This is a genomic window from Nocardioides limicola, from assembly GCF_016827675.1.
Taxonomy (GTDB): Bacteria; Actinomycetota; Actinomycetes; order Propionibacteriales; family Nocardioidaceae; genus Nocardioides; species Nocardioides limicola.
Genome location: NZ_JAERJA010000005.1, coordinates 117,828 through 136,834, shown reverse-complemented (window position 1 = coordinate 136,834; position 19,007 = coordinate 117,828). Strand labels below are relative to the sequence as shown.

The following is a 19,007-nucleotide window of genomic DNA, read 5'->3' as shown; positions in this document are numbered from 1 at the left end:
GGATAGGCAAGTTCGCTTGCGCGCAGCGTCATGCCCCTGCGCGCCCCGACGCCTACCTTCTGGTTCCGAGCGCGCACCGACGCGCGGGTGATCTCAGACGGCATCACTCAGCCACCTTGATACCGCGACGGAGAAGGGATCTGCCGTGAACGGCGACTACGACGCAGACGTGGTCGTCGTCGGCTACGGTCCGACAGGGGTGGTCGCGGCCCTGACGTTGGCCGGCGAGGGGGCGACCACGATCGCCTTCGAGCGTGAGCAGGACGTCTACCAGCGGGCGCGGGCGATGACGGTCAACGACTGGACCGTTCGGATCTTCCAGGCGCTGGGCATCGACCGGAGGGTGGCGCCGACGCTCGAGCCGCAACGCGCCTCGCGGTGGCTGACCTACGACCGCACGGAGATTCACCGCGTCGAGCACCCACCGTCGGTCATGGGTGGTCCCTCGCGGTTCTACAACATCTACCAGCCGGCCCTCGAGAAGGAACTGCGCGCCTGCGCCGCGGAACGTCCCGAGATCGACGTCCGGTTCGGCTACGAGGTGACCGACCTCGAGCAGGACGACGAGGGCGTGACCATCCGGGCGGCCGACCTCGCCAGCGGTCGTGCAACGACGGTGCGCTCGCGCTACGTGGTCGCCGCCGACGGTGGATCATCGAGGACCCGCTCCGTGATCGGCGCGAGCCTGCTGGGCGACACCCTCGACGTGACCTGGGTGGTCATCGACTGCAGAGTCAAGCGCTGGTGGCCCGACCGCGACATTCTGACGTTCTGGTCGGACCAGGAACGGCCCGTCGTCGACGTCGCACTCTCGGCAGGCAACCACCGCTGGGAGATCCCGCTGCGGCCTGACGAGTCACCCGCCGACTACCCGACCAGCGTCGAGGTGTGGCGGCTCCTGCATGCGATCGGCGTCTCCGAGGACGACGTGGAGATCCACCAGCATGCCTTCTACCGCCATCACACGCGGACGGCGGACACCTGGCGAGCGGGCCGGGTGTTCCTGGCGGGCGACGCCGCCCATCTGATGCCTCCGTGGGCGGGCGCCGGAATGCAGTCGGGCGTACGCGATGCCTACGACCTCGGCTGGAAGATGGGCCGGGTCCTGACGGGCTCGCTCGCGCCGGAGTGGCTGGACACGTACGAGGCGGAGCGGCGGCCCAACGTGGCGTACTACACCGACCTGGCCGTGCATCTGGGGCGCATCATCAAGCAGGAGCTCTCCCCGGTCGAGCAGGCGGAGCTGATGCGACGCGCGGACCGGGATCCTGCCGGGGAGCTGGCAACCCCGCGGCTCGCAGCGGGCTGGTTCCGGGGATCGTTCGCTCGCACATCGCTCGTCGGCCGGATGGTCCCGCAGCCGATGGTCACCGACACCCTCGGGCGCCGCCTGTTGCTCGACGACTTCCTCGGCAACGGATTCGTCCTGCTGGGTGCCGACGTCGACCCGTTGGAGGTGCTCAGTCCTGCCGAGAGAGAAGGCTGGGACCGACTCGGTGCGCGCTACGTCCGGGTCTCCCCGACCGCTGCCTACGCGTCGGGCCCGGATGCCTGCGTCGACACCGACCGGATGCTCCTCCCGTGGTTGGAGGGCAGCAGTGCACGCGTCGTGGCGGTGCGCCCCGACCGGTTCGTGGCTGCGACAGACCTCGAGGGCCTGACGGTTCCCCAGTTCCCCGTGCCCGCCGCCCGGGAGGGCCAGCACGGTCCGGAGGGCACGGTCAGCGAAGGCGCTGCCACGCCTCGGTGAGCGTCCGGCGGAGCTCCTGGATCTCTGCGTCGGCATCCCGGCGAGCATTCGTTGCTCGATCGCAGCCGCCGCCCCTTCTGGCGCGTCTTTGCTGTCCGTCCCGAGTGCAGGGATAGGCAAGCGCGATTGCGCGGAGCGTCATGCCCACTGCGGGTCCACACGCCTAGTTTCTGGTTCCAGCACGCACCGACACGTCGTGCTCGCTCAGAAGGTTCACCGCACGATGACAACAGGAGAGATCTCATGACGATCAACCGTCAATGGCTGCTGGCCCGTCGCCCCGTCGGTGCGGTGTCCCGCGACGACTTCCGCTTCCACGAGGCCGCAGTGCCCGAGCCTGCGGACGGCGACGTGCTGGTGCGCACAATGTACTTCGGCTACGACGCCAGTCAGCGGATCTGGCTGACCGACGACGGCGGCTACATGCCCCCCATCCAGATCGGCGAACCGATGCGCACGATGGGCATCGGCCAGGTCGTCGACTCGCGCGACCCCTCGTACGCCGTCGGCGACATCGTCGCAGGCTTCATGAGCTGGCAGGACTACGTCCTCGTCCGCGGGGACGGTCCGATGCCGCTGATGGTGCTGCCCGACGCCGGCTACCCCCTGACGTGGAACCTGGGAATCTTCGGCGTGGGGGGACTCACCGCATACTTCGGCGTGACCGACGGGCTGAAGGTCAAGCCTGGCGACACGGTTGTGGTCTCCGCTGCGACAGGCGCGACTGGATACCTCGCCGGCGGCATCGCGAAGGCGCTCGGCGCGAAGAAGGTGATCGGAACAGCAGGCGGCCCGGAGAAGTGCGACTGGATCGTTGAGCAGGCCGGCTACGACGCCGCGATCGACTACAAGAGTGAGGACATCGGCGCGCGCCTGGCGGAGTTGTGCCCCGAGGGCGTCGATGCCTACTTCGACAACGTCGGGGGAGACATGCTCGACACGCTGCTGCTGCACATGGCGCCGCGAGGTCGCATCCTCATCTGCGGAGCCATGTCATCGGGATACACCGACGTGCAGATGCAGGGCCCGAGGAACTACATGCAGATCTGCACCCAGATGCTCTCAGTCCAGGGCATCCTCCTCCCCTTCTACCGCGACCAGCTCGAAGACGGGGCCAAGCAGCTGGCGGAATGGGTGGTAAACGGAACGCTGCGAGTTGAGGAACAGGTGGTGTCCGGGTTCGACAAGGCACCCGACCTGCTGCCCACGATGTTCAGCGGCAAGGAGCCGGGCAAGCTGATCCTCCACGTGTCGGACCCCGTCTGAGCCACGGCCCGACCCCGCGGACCGCACCGCACGCTTGGCCCGGAGGGCGAGGGCCCAGGGCGCGTGCCGGACAGCGGAACAAGCGCCGCGACACCCGTGTGATGAGCCTCACCATCGGTTCACGCAGCAACGCGTGATCCGAGGGGACAACAATGCTCGAACTCCAGGGTGCCACCGTCAGGTACGGCGAGGGCGCGCCCGCGTTGGACGGTCTGGACCTGACCGCCGAGGCGGGGTCGATCACCGCCGTCGTCGGCGGCAACGGTGCCGGGAAGACTACGCTGATGCGCACCCTGTCCGGGGTCCTGGGCCATCACCGCGGACGGTTGGTCGGGGGAGAAGTGACCTTCGAAGGGCGGTCGCTCGCCGGAGTGCGTGCCGAGGCCATCGTGCGACGCGGCATTGCGCACATTCCAGAGGGCCGGCGCGTGTTCACCGACCTGACGGTCGAGGAGAACCTCGTGGCCGGCGCCGCGACGCGGCGGGGGCGCTCCGATGGCCAGATCAGCCGCATCTATGACATGTTCCCGGTGTTGGCCGAACGCCGCCGCCAGCGCGCGGTGTTGCTGTCCGGGGGAGAGCAACAGATGCTCGCGATCGGCCGCGGCCTGATGAGCGAGCCCATCCTGCTGCTCCTCGACGAGCCGACGCTGGGGCTGGCACCCAAGATCGTCGCCCAGATCGGCGAGATCGTGCAGCACATCCGCGAGGCAGGCACCAGTGTGCTGCTCGTCGAGCAGAACGCCGCCATGGCGCTCGCCATCGCCGACCAGGGCTTCGTGCTCGGGCAGGGCCGGGTCGTGCTCGGCGGCAGCGCCGCCGCGCTCCGCGCCACCAACGAGGTACAGCAGATGTACCTCGGCGGCTCCGCGGGCGACGACGAACAGAGGTTGGACCGCCACGACGGCGTACTCGAGAGGTGGTCGGCATGACCCGTGCCCTGACCGTGGAGGGAGTCACGCTGCAGTTCGGTGGCATTCGCGCCCTCGACGACCTCTCCTTCACCGTTGAGCCCGGCACGGTCCACGCCGTGATCGGCCCCAATGGCGCTGGCAAGTCCTCCACCTTCAACGTCATCAGCGGCCACTACCGGCCCGCCGCCGGCAGCATCCGGTTCGGCGACACCGACCTCACCGAGATGGCGCCGCATCGCATCGCCCGCGAGGGCATCGGCCGCGCCTTCCAGAACATCGCGCTCTCCGGCCACGCCACGGTCGTGGACAACCTGATGGTCGCGCGGCACCGCCTCACTCGCGCCGGCTTCCTCGCCACCGCCCTCGGCCTCCCCGGCGCCCGGCGCGAGGAACGCATCCACCGCGAGCGCGTCCGCGAGATCGCCGACTTCGTCGGGCTGGGGGGCCAGCTCAACGCCAGCGCCGGCACCCTCGCGTACGGCGACCGCAAGCGACTCGAGATCGCCCGGGCCCTGTGCACCGAGCCGGAGATCTTGCTGCTCGACGAGCCGGCCGCCGGAATGCCCGCCTTCGAGAAGTGGGACGTCGCCTCGCTCGTGCTGAGCGTCCGCGAGTCGCTCGGCATCTCGGTGGTCCTTGTCGAGCACGACATGCCCGTGGTGATGGCGATCGCGGACCACATCACCGTCCTGGACTTCGGCCGACTCATCGCTGAGGGGACACCCGAAGAGGTGCAGAGTTCCGAAGCCGTCATCGCGGCGTACCTCGGCGAAACCGCCGCCCACGACCAAGCGGTTACAACTGCGCCATCGACCACGCCGACGGCGTGCTGAGGAGCCCACCGTGAAGATCGTCCAACTGCTGTTCCTGGGGCTGTCACTGGGCTCCATCTACGCCCTGATCGCGCTCGGCTTCGTCGTGATCTACAAGGGGACCAAGGTCATCAACCTGGCCCACGGCTCCTTGATGCTGCTCGGGGCGTACGTCGTGGCCGTGGTCTCCGAGCACTCCAACTTCGGCCTCGGCGTCGCCGCCGGCTTGGTCACCGCCGGCCTCGGTGCCATCGTCGCCGAACGGGTCGTCTCACTCGCCCGCACCCATGACCATCTGGTGCCCACCATCCTCACCATCGGCCTCGATGTGCTGCTTGCCGCCGAGCTGAGCCGCCGGATCGGCACCGAGGTCTTCTCCATGGGCGACCCGTGGGGCGACGCCCGGGTCACGCTGCTCGGCACCGTGCTGCCGCAGGCTCGCATCGCCGCCACCATCGTCGGCATCGCAGTGATCGCCGCGTTCTTCGTCGTGTTCCGGATGACCGACTTCGGCACCCGCATGCGCGCCTCGGCCGAAGATGCCGAGACCGCCGCGCTCATGGGCATCAGCCAGCGCCGCGTTGCGATGGTCTCATGGGCGATGGGCGGCGCCATGGCCTGCATAGCTGGCATCTTCCTCGCCGCCTTCCCCAACGCCGGCCTGGACCACCACTCCGGGATCATCGCGCTCAACGCGATCCCCGCCATCATCATCGGCGGCCTCGACTCCAGCGAGGGCGCCGTGCTCGGCGGCCTCATCGTCGGCATCACCCAGAGCCTGGTGCAGGGGTACGCCGATGCACTCCACTTCCTCGGCGGCAACGCCGCTCCCGTCGCGCCGTACGTCGTGATGCTCGCGGTGCTTATGGTCCGACCGTCCGGCATCTTCGGTTCCAAGGAGCTGGCCCGTGTCTGACCGCGTCGCCCGCCTCCTGCCCTGGCTGCTCGTGCTGCCGCTGCTCGCCATGCCGCTGTACGTCGACGGATCGTGGCTGATCATCGGCATCCTGGGGATGGCCGGCGCCATCGGCGCGATCGGCCTGACCGTGCTCACCGGCACCGCCGGACAGTTGTCCCTCGCCCACGCGTTCTTCCTCGCGGTCGGCGCCTACGGCTACGCCTTCCTCGCGGCCGGCTCCGAGCCCGGCGGCGAGGCCAGCGGGCTCGGCCTGCCGTCCACGGTGGCCGCGCTGGCCGCGGTCCTGCTCGCCGGCCTCGCGGGCCTGGCCTTCAGCCCGGTGGCCGCCCGCGTCAAGGGGCTCTACCTCGGCGTCGCCTCGCTGGCGCTGGTCTTCATCGGCGAGCACGTCCTGCGCAATGCCGCACCGCTGACCGGCGGGTTCAACGGCCGCAGGGTCCCGACCCTCAGCATCGGCGGCTTCGAGCTGACCGGCCGCAACCCCGAGCTCGTCGTACTCGGCATCCCGTTCCTGGAGCGCGAGCGGCTCTGGTATCTCAGCGTTCTGGTGCTGGTCGTCAGCATCGTCGTCGCCACCCGGATCGTGCGGGGCCGGCCCGGCCGCGCGTTGCGGCTGATGCGCGACAGCGCCGCGGCTGCGGGCTCGATGGGCGTGGAGGTGCGCCGCTACCAGGCCTCTGCTTTCGTCTGCTCCTCGATGTTCGCCGGTGTGGCCGGAGTTCTGACCGCGCTCGCCTTCCAGTACATCGTCCCGCAGTACTTCACGCTGCTGCTCTCGGTGACGTTCCTTGCCATGGTCGTCATCGGCGGCCTCGGATCTGTCGGTGGAGCGGTTGCGGGCGGCGTGTTCGTCACTGCGCTACCACTGGTTCTGGAGAAGTTCAGCACCTCCCTGACCTTCCTCGCCGACCCCGGGACCGGTGGCCTCGACGCCACGATGCTCGCGCACCTGATCTTCGGCGCCTCGATCGTCCTCGTCCTCGTCGTCGAGCCCGGAGGGCTGGCCGCACTCGGTGGGCGGCTCCGCACCCTCGTCCGTCGTTCCTGACGGTCCGTCCCACACCCCGATGAAAGGTTCCACCCCCATGAAACCCAGCCTCCGCAGCGGCATGGTCGCCGCCGCCCTCATCATCGCGGTCACCGCGAGTTCGTGCGCCACCCGCGGCGCGGAAGCCGGCGGCGAGAGCGGCGACGTGAAGACCGACTTCGGCGTCACCGCCGACACCATCACGATCGGCGCGATGAGTGACCTCTCCAACGTCTTCGCCGGCCTCGGCCGGACCCTGGTCGACGGCAACCGGCTCTACTTCAACGAGCGCAACGCTGACGGCGGCATCTGCGGCCGCCAGGTCGAGCTGGAGGTCGCTGACCATGCGTACGACGTACAGAAGGCGACCAGCCAGTTCGTCGACCTGGAGAAGGACGTGCTCGGCTTCGTGCAACTGCTTGGTTCCCCGGTGATCGCCGCGCTGTCGCCGCAGATCGCCACCACTGGAGCCATCACGATCCCGGCGACCTGGTCGACTGACTGGATCGGCAAGGAGGGCCTGGTCGTGGTCGGTGCGTCATACCCCGGTGAGATCATCAACGGGCTGGACCACCTGATGCGCGAGGGCCTGATCGCCGAGGGCGACACCATCGGCCACGTCTACTTCGAGGGTGACTTCGGCGGCAACGCGCTGCTGGGCAGCCAGTACGTCGCGAAGGAAGCTGGTTTGGAGCTCGAGGCCATCGCCGTCGACCCGACTGCCACCGACCTCACCGCGCAGGTCAACCAGCTCGCCAACGCCGAGGTGGACGCCATCCTGGTCAGCGCCGGCCCGCGCCAGACCGCGTCGATCGCCGGTGTCGCCGCGGCCTCTGGCCTGGACGTCCCGATCCTCACCAACGGCCCGGGATTCGACCCGGCGCTGCTCGACACGCCGGTTGGTGGTGCGCTGAAGGACAACCTACGGGTGATCACGTCCTACGAGCCGTTTGCCGGTGACTCCGTGACCGCGCAGCAGGTCGCCGAGGCCTACGAGGGCGACGACCCGACGATCTACGTCAACTACGGCTACGCCTCGGCGGCCGTGATGGGCCAGGCGCTCGACCAGGCCTGCGAGAACGGCGACCTCACGCGCGCCGGTGTCGCCTCGGCGCTGCGCAGCCTCGACGCGGTCGACACCGGCCTGATGCCGGTCATGGACCTCACCGACGGGTCGGTGATGCCCACCAACGAGACCTTCGTGTCGGTCGTCGACCCTGACCAGGCCGGTGGCCTCACCGTCGTCGAGGAGCCGTTCGCCTCCGAGCTCGCCGAGGAGTTCGCCGCTCAGTGAGGATCTGCCACGGGAGCCCGTCCCTCGCCTCGTCCGACGAGTGAGGGGCGGGCGTCCTGTGCGGTGGCGCCTTGGTCGCCTTCGGACCATGCCCTCGCCGACAGCCGATGTCGGCGCGACCGACTCAGCCGAAGTGGGCGCGCACCAGCGCGGTGAAGGCTCGGGGCTGCTCCAGGCTGGCCAAGTGGCCGGCACCGTCGAGCAGGTCGAGGCGGGCCTCGGGGATCAGCTCGAGGAGCCGGTCGGCCAGATGCGGCGGGGTGACCTGGTCAGCGGATCCGGCGACGAGCTGGACCGGGACCCGGATGCGGTCGGCCACGGGCTCGGCGAAGGAGCCCAGCGCCTCGCAGGTGACCGCGTAGCCCTCGGGGTCCATGGCCGCGAGCTGCTTGAGCGAGGCCGCGGCAGCCTCGGGCGCCCGCGCGGTGAAGTCCGCGCTGAACCGGCGGAGCGCCGTGGCCTCGACGACCGGGCCGAGCCCGTCACGTCGTACGGCGGCCGCGCGGTCGGTCCAGAAACCGGTGTCGAAGCTCGGAGCGGTGCAAGCGACCACGGCTGCGGTCACGTGCGCGGCATGGTCCGCCGCGAGGACCTGCGCGACCGCGCCACCGAAGGACAGCCCGACCACGCCGAACCGGGTGTGCCCGAGTGCGACCATCAAGTCGGCCACCGTGGCGGCGTACGACGCCACCGTCGGCGGCTGGTCCGGGATCTGCGTACCACCGTGGCCCGGCAGGTCGACCGCGACGACGCGGAAGTCGGGGGAAAGGGCATCGATCTGCGGCCGCCACATCTCCAGCGTGGTGCCGAGCGAGCCGACGCAGACGATCGCCGGCCCCGCAGTGGGGCCGGCGATCTCGTGGTGCAGTTTCACCGCCCGGTGGCGACCGCAAAGCCGGCGATCCACTCCGGGATGGCGCGATAGAACCGCGACTCCAGTGAGTAGTCGACGGTGGCCGCGAGTGAGGCGAACGCGGCGATCCAGGTGCGCACCTCGTGGCCGGAGCCGCCACCCTGTTCGCCCATCCAGTCGACGGTCCAGGAGTCGAACTCGGCGAGGTCGCCGCGCTCGATCAGGTCGAGCAGATGGTTGTCCCACTCGGGGTTGATCGGGATCATCGTGGTCGACCCGGCGGCGTAGTCACGGCCGGCCTGGACGACCCGCTCCTCGCCCTTGGCGCGCTGCTCGGGAGTCGGCTGGTGCCCCTCGATGAGGGCGTCGGCGACCCGCGGCGGGGCGCCCTCGAGCACCGGCACCGGCGGGTCGTGCGACAGGCCACCGGAGCCGAGGAAGAGGACCCGCTTGTCGAGGGTGGCCGCGGCCTGCCCGATGGCAGTGCCCAGCGCGCGGATGCGGCTGACCGGGCCGAGGGGAGTGGCGACGCCGTTGACGAAGACCGGCACCACCGGCATCTGGTCGATGCCGCCGAAGAGGATCTCCAGCGGCTGCACGAACCCGTGGTCCACGGTCATCCGCGCCGAGACGGTGAGGTCCACGCCGCGATCCAGCGCGCCCTGCGCGAGTGCCTTGGCGGCGTCGTTGTCGACCGAGAGTGGTCCGGCCTGGGAGCCGAAGTCGCCTACCGCGTGCGCCTCGGTCGCGAGGCAGAACGGCGGCATCTCCTTGTAGAAGAAGCCGTTGTAGTGGTCGGGTGCGTAGAGCACGACCAGTTCGGGGTCGAACTCCTTCACGAAGGCCTTCGCCTCGTCGATGGCGCCGCCGACGGCAGCGAGTACGTCGGGCGCGGGGTCGTTCTTGCCGATCAGCGGCGAGTGGGAGAGGCCCACGGCGGCGGCGGTCATCTCAGGCTCCTTCGGGTGCGGGTGGGTGGATCACGACCTTGCCGGCGAGGTCGCCGTCGGTCATCAGTTGGAAGCCCTTGTGGATCTCGTCGAGAGGCATGGTGCGGTCGATGACCGGACGTACGCCGGTCGCGGCGATCATGCGCAGCAGGTCGACGAACTCGGTGCGGGTGCAACCGGTGGAGCCGAAGATCCGCTGCTGCTGGTAGAAGATCCGGCCCAGATCGGCGGGCGGGTTCATGCCCGAGGTGGCGCCGGCGATCACCACGGTGCCGCCGGGGCGCAGGCATTTCAACGAGTGGGACCAGGTGGCCTCGCCGACGGTCTCGACGACGACGTCGACCTTCTCCGGGAGCCGGCCGCCGGACTCGACGCCACGCGCACCCCACGACTCGGCCAGCTCGAGCTTCTCCGCCGACCGCGAGGTCGCATAGACCTCGGCCCCGGCGGCAAGCGCCAGCTTGATCGCCGCGGAGGCGACGCCACCCCCGGCGCCCTGCACCAGCACCCGGGTGCCCGGCCTGATCTGCGCCAGTGTGAAGAGCATGCGGTACGCCGTACCCCAAGCGACCGGGAGGCAGGCCGCCTCGTCGAAGGAAAGGTCGGCTGGCTTGGGGATCAGGTTGCGCTCGGGGATGGCGAGGTACTCCGCGAACGCGCCGTCGTGCTTCTCCGACAACAAGGCGCGCTGCGGGTCGAGGGTCTCGTCGCCATGGCCGCGGTCGGTGGAGGCGATGATCGGGTAGACGACGACCGGGTTGCCGTCAGCGTCGTACCCGGCGGCGTCGCATCCCAGCACCCGGGGCAGGTCCTCGGGGGCGTGGCCGACCCCGCGCAGGGTCCACAGGTCGTGCATGTTGAGAGAGGTCGCGACGATGCGGACCAGCGCCCAGCCCGGTCGGACCTCGGGGATAGGGGCATCGGTCAGCACCAGCCCGGACAGGGGATCGGTCGCACTCTGCGACACAGCGGTTGCGGTGAGCATGCCCTCACGGTCGTCGCCGACCACGTCGGGTGCACCTGATGTGCCGTGCTGCGGAACGCCGCTGGATCGCTCCTCGCCGACGTAGTTCGGTAGCAGCATGACCTCGACCATCGAGCCTGCGACGTCCCGGGCAGCGACCACTGCGCCGAGCGGTGCGCTGCGTCGGCCGGACGGGCTGATCCGCAACCTGGACGTCGCCGGCCTGGTGGACGCCGAGGGCGGCCTGCTGGACCGCGCGATCTTCACCGACGAGCAGCTCTACCGCCAGGAGCTGCGGCGGGTGTTCGCCCCGAGCTGGCTGTTCCTCGCGCACACCCACCAGTTCCAGAAGCCGGGCGACTTCTTCACCACCTACATGGGTGAGGACCCGGTCATCGTGACGATGAACAAGGATCGCGAGATCAAGGCGTTCCTCAACTCCTGTCGCCACCGAGGAGCGCGGGTGTGCCGTGCCGACTCCGGCCGGACCAAGAACTTCACCTGCACCTACCACGGCTGGGCCTACGACCTGCAGGGCGGGCTGGTCAGCGTCCCCAACCAGGACGGCTACCCGGAGTCCTTCCGCCGCGAGGACTGGGGCCTGGTCGAGGTGCCCCACGTCGAGACCTACAAGGGCCTGATCTTCGGCACCTGGAACCCCGAGTCGGTCTCGCTGCGCGAGTCGCTGGGCGACATGGCCTGGTACATGGACGCGATGCTCGACCACGATGACGAGGGCACCGAGGTCATCGGCGGCGTCCACAAGTGGGTGCTCGACGGCAACTGGAAGCTGGCGGCCGAGCAGTTCGCCACCGACTGGTACCACGTCAACATGAGCCACGCCTCGGCGCTGCAGGTGATGAGCCCGACCGGCAAGAAGCCCAAGGACGAGATCGTCCACCGCACCGGCCGCCAGTACGTCGACCCCAACGGCCACGGCGCCGGCTTTCCGGTCCATCCCAAGAACCGGTTCGACGCCCCCACCGTCCACGAACACGTCGACTACGACGCGCTGCGCGAGCGGCTCGGCGACGCCCGCGTGGACGGTCCGCTGACCAATGGCCACGCCACGGTCTTCCCCAACTTCTCCTATCTCCCTGTCAACGGTTCGATCCGGATCTGGCACCCCAAGGGCCCGAACCAGATCGAGGTCTGGGCCTGGACCATCGTCGACAGATCCTGGCCGGACGAGGTCAAGGAGGCACAGCGCCGCTACAACCTGCGCACCTTCGGCCCGAGCGGCATCTTCGAGCAGGACGACGGGGAGAACTGGAGCGAGTGCCAGTCCATCGCGCACGGCTTCATCACCAACGGCGTCGCCCTGAACTACCAGATGGGGATCGACTCCGAACGCGAGGACGGCCGCTTCCCCGGCGTGACCAGTGAGCTCTACAGCGACGCCGCAGGGCGGGCGTTCTACGCCCGGTGGCGCACCTTGATGAACACCCCCGCCTGGCACGAGGAGGACCCGTCATGAGCGAAGGCATCCGTGTTGCCTCCCTCGACGATGTCGAGGAGGGGGAAGGCATCGCCATCTCCAAGGAGGTCACCGGCACCGAGGACGACATCGCCATCCTCCGTGACGAGGCCGGCTTCTGCTGGGCGCTCAACGACACCTGCACCCACGAGACCGCCTCGCTGGCCGACGGCTGGGTCGAGGACGGCGACGTGGAGTGCCCGCTGCACGCCTCGAAGTTCAACCTGAAGACCGGTGAGGTCGACGGCCTGCCCGCCACGCAGGACACCGTGGCCCACCGGGTCGAGGTCCGCGACGGCGAGATCTACCTCTTCCCGAATGAGAAGCCGGTGTGATGGTCGCGAGCATCGTCATCGTCGGCGGCGGCATCGCCGGCGTCAGCACCGCGGCGGCGCTCCGCTCCGGTGGGTATGACGGCGACCTCACGCTGGTCGACGCCGGCGAGTTCCCTTACGACCGGCCGCCGCTCAGCAAGGACTACCTGGCCGGCAAGCAGGAGCTTGCCGCTCTCGCCCTGCAGCCCGCGGAGTGGTACGACGACCAGGAGATCCGGCTGGCCAATCGCACCACGGTCGCTGCGCTCCGGCCCGCCGAGGCGGGCGTCGAGTTGAGCGACGGCACCGTGCTGCCGGCCGACCGCGTCGTGCTTGCCACCGGTGCCCACGCCGCACGGCCGCCCATCCCCGGAGCGACCAGCGACCGGGTCCACGTGCTGCGCACCGCCGAGGATGCCGACGGACTCCGCAAGGCGCTGCTGCCCGGCGCCCGCTTGCTGGTCGTGGGTGGCGGCCTGATCGGCGCCGAAGCCGCCTCCACCGCGCTCGGCCTCGGCTGCGAGGTGACGCTGGTTGATCCGCTCACCCCGCCGCTCGCCGCCGCCGTCGGTGAGGAGACCGCGACCTGGCTGCACGACCTGCACGCCGAGCGTGGCATCAGTGTGCTCACCGCGGGCGTGGACGCCTTCGAGGAAACCGCCGGCGGCATCGCCGCGCGATTGAACAGCGAGCACGCCCCACGAGACTTCGACGCAGTGCTGCTCGGTGTCGGCATGCGCGCCGAGACGACCCTCGCCGAGGCCGCCGGCCTCGAGGTCACCGGCGGCATCGTGGTCGATGCCGGCCAGACCACCTCCAATCCCGCGGTACTGGCGGTCGGCGACCCGACGCGACGCCGCGTGGACGGCGTACTCCAGCGTCCCGCGGAGCACTGGGAGGCCGCCCAGCACGACGGCACCCGGGCGGCCGCGACCATCCTCGGCACCCCGCAGCCCGAGCCGACCGCCGCCTGGTTCTGGACCGACCGCCACGGTCTCCACGTCGAGGGCGTGGGCCGGATGGCCGACGCCGGCCACACCGTCGTACGAGGGACGCCCGGCGACGGCCCGTTCTCCGTGTTCGCCATCGACGACGGGCGCGTCGTCGGCGCTGTCGCCGTCGATGACACCAAGGCGGTCCGCGCCAGCCGCCGGATGATCGACGGTCGCCTCGCCGTCGATCTCGATGACCTCGCCGACTCCGGCACCGACCTCCGCAAGCTCCTCCGCGCAGCAAAGGGATGACATGACCCACTCAGTCCTCGACGGCACCCGGGCGGGACAGTTGGCCGACCGCGACATCCACTTCGAGGTCGAGCAGTTCTACTACCGCGAGGCCGAACTGCTCGACGACGGCAGATACGCCGACTGGCTCGAGCTGCTCGCCGACGATCTCGACTACTGGATGCCCACCCGCACCAATCGGCTGCGTCGCCAGCAGGCGCTGTCGATCGCCGCGCGCGGCGAGGCCGGCTTCTACGACGAGACCAAGGAGTCGCTGGCCTGGCGGATCCGGCGCTTCGACTCGGGCATGGCATGGGCGGAGGATCCGCCATCGCGCACCCGTCACCTGGTGACCAACGTCCGCGTGCGCCACGCCAGCCCGGCGGTCGACGAGGGTGTCACCGAGTCTGACCTGGTCGTGAAGAGCAACTTCCTCGTCTACCGGAGTCGGCTGGAGCGTGAGGAGAACGTCTTCGCCGGCCAGCGTGCCGACGTACTGCGTCGGCTCACCGCGCCCGACGGCGTCACCGACGGACGGCTCCAGGTCGCCCGCCGGGAGATCCTCCTCGACGCCAACGTTCTGCAGTCCAAGAACATCTCCACCTTCTTCTGAGAGGAATATCGTGACCGTCGCCGACATCGAGCTCACCCATCACACCGTGGCCACCAGCCGCGGTGACATCGCCGTGGCCATTGCCGACGCTGCGGGCAGCGACGCTCCGGTACTCGTGATGCTGCACGGCGGCGGCCCCGGCGCCTCCGCGATCGCCAACTATCATCAGAACCTCCCAGAGCTTGCCAAGCACTTCCGCGTCGTCTTGCCCGACCAGCCCGGTTTCGGCGGCTCCTACCGCCCCAGTCAGGAGGAGCTGGATGAGAAGTCGATCACCCAGATCGCCGTGGACCAGCTCACCGAGGCTTTCGGCGACCTCGGCGTCGAGCGGTTCCACCTCCTCGGCAACAGTCTCGGCGGCGCCGCCGCGATCGCGTTTGCCCAGCAGCACCCCGACCGCGTCGAGCGGCTGCTGCTGATGGCGCCCGGCGGCGGCTGGCTGCCGTTCGGTCCCACGCCGACCGAGGGTCAGAAGGAGATGTGGAAGTACTACAACGGCGAGGGCCCCACGCTGAAGAAGATGAAGAGCTTCATCGGCGTGATGACCGCGCAGCCGAAGAAGTGGGCCGACACCGCGGAGGCCCGCTACGAGGCTTCGCTGGACGAGAGCCACGTCGAGTTCTACCACCGGCTCAACGCCCACTTCGCGCAGCGGCGCGGCATGGATCCACTCTGGCGTGACCTTCACAAGATCAAGGCTCCGACCCTGCTGCTGTGGGGCCGTGACGACCGCACCATCACCCTCGAGGGCGCCCAGCTGATGCTCAAGCTGATCCGCGACGTCCAGCTCCACGTCTTCGGCAACTGCGGCCACTGGGTCCAGCTGGAGCGCCAGGCGGAGTTCGAGCGGCTGGTCGTCGACTTCGTCGGGGCGCCCTCGTGACCGGCTGGCTCGAGGGGTACGTCGCCCTCGTGACCGGCGGCGGTTCCGGGATCGGTGCCGCGGTCGCGGAGCGATTCGTGGCCGAGGGCGCTTCGGTCGCCGTGATGGGCCGGGACCGGGACAAGCTGGATGCGGTCGTGAAGAGCTCGTCGGACCCGGACCGCATGCTCGCCGTCGCCGGCGACGTCCGCTCCGCCGACGACCTCGCTGGAGCTGTCACCGCGACCCTCGAGCGGTTCGGCAAGCTGGACACCCTCGTCCCGAACGCCGGGATGTGGGACTTCCAACGACAGCTCACCAAGCTCACCGCCGACGAGCTGTCGAACAGCGTGGACGAGGTCTTCGCTGTCAACGTCAAGGGCTATGCGCTGGCTGCGCACGCGGCGTGGCCAGAGTTGGTGAAGACCCGGGGCAGCATCGTGATGACGCTGTCCAACGCGTCCTTCTACGTCAACGGCGGCGGACCGGTCTACACCGCAAGCAAACACGCCTGCCTCGGCCTGATGCGTGAACTCGCCTACGAGCTCGCGCCGAAGGTGCGGGTCAACGGCGTGGCCTGCGGTGCGATGAACACCGACCTGCGAGGACCGGCCTCCCTGGACCTCGTGGACCGGTCGATCGCGACCTCGTTCGCGAAACGGGACGCCAACACCCCACCACCCCCGATCCCTCTGCACGACTCCAGCACCGACCCCCGGGACTTCACCGGCCCGTACGTGCTGCTCGCGTCCCGTGAGCAGTCCGGACCGATCACCGGGCACGCCATCTCCGTCGATGGTGGGATGGGCGTGCGCGGCTTCCGCAGCGACGCCGGTGGCGACCACCTTTGAGGAGATGACATGAGCACCCATCCGACGACGGCCGGGCCAGTAGCCGGGCACCCCGCCAACTCCGGCCACAGCGTCGACATCAGCGTCGCAGCGGCGGTCGCCCGGCATGCCCGGTTCCGGTCGGATGTCACCGCGGTCGTGTACGACGGCGACGACCTCACCTACGGAGAGCTCGAAGACCGTGCCGCCCGACTGGCCACCGTGCTGGCCGACGCCGGGCTGGGCGAAGGGGACCGGGTCGCCTACGTGGGCCTCAACAGCACGTCCTTCCTGCTCACCATGCTGGCCGCCTTCCGGCTCGGCGCGATCCACGTTCCGGTGAACTTCCGGCTCGCCGGCCCGGAACTGCAGTCGGTGCTGGAACGCAGCGGCGCCACGGTCCTGGTCTGCGAGCAAGGGCACCGGGCCGTTGTCGACGAACTCGACCTGCCCGACCTGCGACAGCGGCTGCTCGTCGACGACGACCCCGCGATCCCGGCCGAACCGGTCACCGGGCAGTGGCGGGGCTGGCGTTCGCTGCTGAGTGCCGCGACGCCGTACTCCTCGATCGCGGCGCGCACCTTCGACGACCCGGCCATCCTGATGTTCACCTCCGGCACGACCGGCCTCCCGAAGGGCGTCGTGCTGACCCACGGCAACGCCTGGTGGAACTCGATCAACGTAGAGCTGATGCTCGACAGCCGCCGCGGCGACACCACCCACGCGGCTGCTCCGATCTTCCACATCGGAGCCCTCAACAGCTTCGTTCTCCGGTCGCTGGTGCGCGGCAACCGGATCGTGCTGCGGCGGGCCTTCGACCCGGAGCAGACGCTGCGTGACTACGTCGACTACGAGGTCGCCTCGACTTTCGCGGTCCCCGCCATGCTGCAGGCACTGGCCCGTACGCCCGGCCTCGCCGACGCCGACCTCTCCCATCTGCGGTCGGTCGTGGTCGCGGGCGCGCCGGTGCCGCCGTCGCTGATCAAGGAGTACGCCGCTCTCGGTGTCACCTTGCAACAGGCCTGGGGCCTCACCGAGACCGCACCGTTCGCGACCCACCTCCCCGTGGAGTGGACCGAGGACAAGCTCGGCTCGGCGGGCATCCCGATGCCCTACACCGAAGTGCGGGTGGTGGACGTGGCCTCCAACCAGCCGCTGCCCGCCGGTCAGTCCGGCGAGATCGTGGTGCGCGGGCCCAACGTCACGCCCGGCTACTGGGAGAATCCCGAGGCCACCGCCGCAGCCTTCGACGCCGAGGGCTGGTTCCACTCCGGCGACGTGGGCTACCTCGACGACGACGGCTGCCTCTTCATCGTCGACCGCCTCAAGGACATGATCATCTCCGGCGGCGAGAACGTCTATCCCGCCGAGGTCGAACGCGCGCTCGCTGACCTGCCGGGTGCGACCGACGTGGCGGTGGTCGGCATGCCGGACGAGCAGTGGGGCGAGGCGGTCGTCGCGATGATCACCGCCGAGCCAGGTGCCGACCTCACCCTGGAGAAGGTGCGCGACCACGCTGCCAAGAGCCTGGCGCGGTACAAGCTCCCGACCCGGCTGCACGTCGCGGATGTCGTCCCCCGCAACGCGTCGGGCAAGCTCGACAAGGTCCGGATCCGGCAGATCGTGGAGGCTGACCAGTGAGCACGCCCCTGCCCGACGTCGGTGCCGGCGTCGTGCTCGAACACTGCGTGACCGGCCGGCTCCGCGAGGCCTACCCGGTCAGCGAACGTGACGTCGAGGTGCGGGCGGAGGGCCTGGCACCCACCGCGCTGACCCCGACGCTCGAGCGCGCCGTTGCTGTGGTCGAGGCCGCGGACCCGCAGTGCCGCCGCATCGTCTTCGCCGCGCCCGAGGGCGATGTGTCCGTGCTGGAGGCGGCCGAGGCGGCCGGCTTCCGGTACGTCGTCGACGTGGACCTCCCTGAGGGGCCGGTCAGCCTCGCGGTGGCCGAACCCGGCTGGGTGACCGCGGTCGACATGGACCTCGACCGGGTCCCGCAGACCTGAGACAGCCTGGATCCGTCGACGGCGCCCGTCCACGGATCCAGGCTGAGACCCGGCCGAGGAAGTCAGCGTCAGACCGCGCGGGCGCGGCGGACCGTGGAGCCGACGCCCGACTTCTGCAGGGCCGAGGACGCCGCCCGGGCCACCCGGCGCAGCGGGACGGCTTGGGCGCGCGGATCGTACTCGCCGACCAGGCCGCTGATCGAGAGCGCCGCGAGCGGTCGGCCGTCGGCGCCGAAGACCGGCACCGCGACACAGTTGAGCCGCTCGGCAGCCTCCTGGTCGTCGTACGCGATGCCTGCCCGGCGGGTCCGCATCAGCTGGGCGGCCAGTGCCTCGGGATCGGTGATCGAGTGCCCCGTGAGCCGGGGGAGCGGGGTGCTGATCAAGGCGTCGAATGCGCTGGGGCTGTAGGCCATCAGCACCTTGCCGACGGCGGTGCAGTTGGCCGGCACGCGGGCGCCGACGCGGGAGGGCGACGGCACGCGACGGTGCCCGAACAGCTTGGCGAGGTAGACCACGTCGGTGCCGTGCAACGCGGCGAGGTGCACGGTCTCGTGGGTCATCTCGTAGAGGTCGGCGAGGTAGGGCGTGAGGATCTCGCGCAGCGCCTCATGCTCGGCGGAGTAGACCTTGGTGCCGAGGTCGTACAGCCGTGAGCCGAGGCGGTACTCGCTACCGACTTTCTCCACCACGTCGTTGCGCACCAGCATCCCGAGCACCCGGAACGCCGTCGACTTGCTGAGCTCGGCACGGCGGGCGAGCTCGCTGACGCCGAGTCCGGTGCTGGCCTGCTCACCGAAGGACACCAGGAGGCTCACTGCCTTGTCGATCGCTGCCCGGTCGTCGCGGCTGGCGGTCATGGTGCTCATCTTGGGGTTCTCTCCTCGGGGTGCTTCCCTGTGTTGCCTACATGTGACAGAGTGCATACTAGAA

Annotated in this window: 19 protein-coding genes; 15 read left to right on the top strand and 4 right to left on the bottom strand. The window is 69.8% G+C overall.

Annotated elements, in window-relative coordinates; all coding sequences use genetic code 11:
• Positions 1-145 precede the first annotated feature (145 nt).
• The 7 genes from JKG67_RS11865 to JKG67_RS11835 all read left to right on the top strand — a co-directional run bounded on the left by JKG67_RS11865 (position 146) and on the right by JKG67_RS11835 (position 7,982).
• A complete protein-coding gene (locus JKG67_RS11865; protein WP_203337527.1) occupies positions 146-1,750 on the top strand; it encodes a bifunctional 3-(3-hydroxy-phenyl)propionate/3-hydroxycinnamic acid hydroxylase in 1,605 nt (534 codons plus the stop codon).
• A gap of 243 nt (positions 1,751-1,993) precedes the next feature.
• The gene (locus JKG67_RS11860) at positions 1,994-3,016 is read left to right on the top strand and encodes an NADP-dependent oxidoreductase (RefSeq protein WP_203337526.1); all 1,023 of its coding nucleotides are present in this window, start codon (positions 1,994-1,996) and stop codon (positions 3,014-3,016) included.
• A 152-nt stretch (positions 3,017-3,168) separates the two neighbouring features.
• Positions 3,169-3,948, top strand: a complete 780-nt coding sequence (locus JKG67_RS11855) for an ABC transporter ATP-binding protein (RefSeq protein ID WP_203337525.1) — start codon at positions 3,169-3,171, stop codon at positions 3,946-3,948.
• Positions 3,945-4,763, top strand: a complete 819-nt coding sequence (locus JKG67_RS11850; protein WP_203337524.1) for an ABC transporter ATP-binding protein — start codon at positions 3,945-3,947, stop codon at positions 4,761-4,763. Before JKG67_RS11855 ends, JKG67_RS11850 begins: the two co-directional genes overlap by 4 nt.
• A gap of 10 nt (positions 4,764-4,773) precedes the next feature.
• Positions 4,774-5,658, top strand: coding sequence for a branched-chain amino acid ABC transporter permease (locus JKG67_RS11845; protein WP_203337523.1), 885 nt, complete (start codon positions 4,774-4,776; stop codon positions 5,656-5,658).
• A complete protein-coding gene (locus tag JKG67_RS11840) occupies positions 5,651-6,709 on the top strand; it encodes a branched-chain amino acid ABC transporter permease (protein WP_203337522.1) in 1,059 nt (352 codons plus the stop codon). Before JKG67_RS11845 ends, JKG67_RS11840 begins: the two co-directional genes overlap by 8 nt.
• A gap of 37 nt (positions 6,710-6,746) precedes the next feature.
• The gene (locus tag JKG67_RS11835; protein ID WP_203337521.1) at positions 6,747-7,982 is read left to right on the top strand and encodes an ABC transporter substrate-binding protein; all 1,236 of its coding nucleotides are present in this window, start codon (positions 6,747-6,749) and stop codon (positions 7,980-7,982) included.
• 124 nt (positions 7,983-8,106) lie between these two features.
• Here JKG67_RS11835 and JKG67_RS11830 read toward each other — a convergent pair whose 3' ends face one another.
• Genes JKG67_RS11830 through JKG67_RS11820 form a run of 3 tightly spaced genes read right to left on the bottom strand, consistent with a single transcriptional unit; the run spans position 8,107 to position 10,869 of the window.
• Positions 8,107-8,856: an alpha/beta fold hydrolase gene (locus tag JKG67_RS11830; protein WP_203337520.1), complete on the bottom strand. Its 750-nt coding sequence runs from the start codon at positions 8,854-8,856 to the stop codon at positions 8,107-8,109.
• Entirely contained in the window at positions 8,853-9,785 is a 933-nt protein-coding gene (locus tag JKG67_RS11825) for a 3-carboxyethylcatechol 2,3-dioxygenase (protein ID WP_203337519.1), read from the bottom strand. The genes JKG67_RS11830 and JKG67_RS11825 overlap by 4 nt, the downstream gene beginning before the upstream one ends.
• A gap of 1 nt (position 9,786) precedes the next feature.
• Positions 9,787-10,869, bottom strand: coding sequence for a zinc-binding dehydrogenase (locus tag JKG67_RS11820; RefSeq protein WP_238998338.1), 1,083 nt, complete (start codon positions 10,867-10,869; stop codon positions 9,787-9,789).
• Between JKG67_RS11820 and JKG67_RS11815 the strand changes: the two genes are divergently transcribed.
• The 8 genes from JKG67_RS11815 to JKG67_RS11780 are packed head-to-tail and all read left to right on the top strand — an operon-like array spanning position 10,868 to position 18,074.
• Entirely contained in the window at positions 10,868-12,226 is a 1,359-nt protein-coding gene (locus JKG67_RS11815) for an aromatic ring-hydroxylating dioxygenase subunit alpha (protein WP_203337518.1), read from the top strand. The genes JKG67_RS11820 and JKG67_RS11815 overlap by 2 nt on opposite strands.
• On the top strand, positions 12,223-12,561 hold the full coding sequence (locus tag JKG67_RS11810; protein WP_203337517.1) for a non-heme iron oxygenase ferredoxin subunit: 339 nt from the start codon (positions 12,223-12,225) through the stop codon (positions 12,559-12,561). The genes JKG67_RS11815 and JKG67_RS11810 overlap by 4 nt, the downstream gene beginning before the upstream one ends.
• Positions 12,561-13,784, top strand: a complete 1,224-nt coding sequence (locus JKG67_RS11805) for an NAD(P)/FAD-dependent oxidoreductase (protein ID WP_238998337.1) — start codon at positions 12,561-12,563, stop codon at positions 13,782-13,784. Before JKG67_RS11810 ends, JKG67_RS11805 begins: the two co-directional genes overlap by 1 nt.
• A gap of 1 nt (position 13,785) precedes the next feature.
• Positions 13,786-14,376 carry an aromatic-ring-hydroxylating dioxygenase subunit beta gene (locus tag JKG67_RS11800; protein WP_203337515.1) on the top strand — a complete coding sequence of 197 codons (591 nt, stop codon included), beginning with the start codon at positions 13,786-13,788 and terminating at the stop codon, positions 14,374-14,376.
• A gap of 10 nt (positions 14,377-14,386) precedes the next feature.
• The gene (locus JKG67_RS11795) at positions 14,387-15,259 is read left to right on the top strand and encodes an alpha/beta fold hydrolase (RefSeq protein ID WP_203337514.1); all 873 of its coding nucleotides are present in this window, start codon (positions 14,387-14,389) and stop codon (positions 15,257-15,259) included.
• Positions 15,256-16,089, top strand: coding sequence for a 3-(cis-5,6-dihydroxycyclohexa-1,3-dien-1-yl)propanoate dehydrogenase (gene hcaB, locus JKG67_RS11790; RefSeq protein WP_203337513.1), 834 nt, complete (start codon positions 15,256-15,258; stop codon positions 16,087-16,089). Before JKG67_RS11795 ends, hcaB begins: the two co-directional genes overlap by 4 nt.
• Positions 16,090-16,098: 9 nt before the next feature.
• The gene (locus tag JKG67_RS11785) at positions 16,099-17,709 is read left to right on the top strand and encodes an acyl-CoA synthetase (protein WP_203337512.1); all 1,611 of its coding nucleotides are present in this window, start codon (positions 16,099-16,101) and stop codon (positions 17,707-17,709) included.
• Positions 17,706-18,074 carry a hypothetical protein gene (locus JKG67_RS11780; RefSeq protein WP_203337511.1) on the top strand — a complete coding sequence of 123 codons (369 nt, stop codon included), beginning with the start codon at positions 17,706-17,708 and terminating at the stop codon, positions 18,072-18,074. The genes JKG67_RS11785 and JKG67_RS11780 overlap by 4 nt, the downstream gene beginning before the upstream one ends.
• Before the next feature lie 68 nt (positions 18,075-18,142).
• On the opposite strand, the gene JKG67_RS11775 is transcribed toward JKG67_RS11780, so the two are convergent.
• Positions 18,143-18,943 (bottom strand): IclR family transcriptional regulator, encoded by an 801-nt coding sequence (locus JKG67_RS11775; RefSeq protein ID WP_203337510.1) that lies wholly within the window; start codon positions 18,941-18,943, stop codon positions 18,143-18,145.
• Between the last annotated feature and the right edge of the window lie 64 nt (positions 18,944-19,007).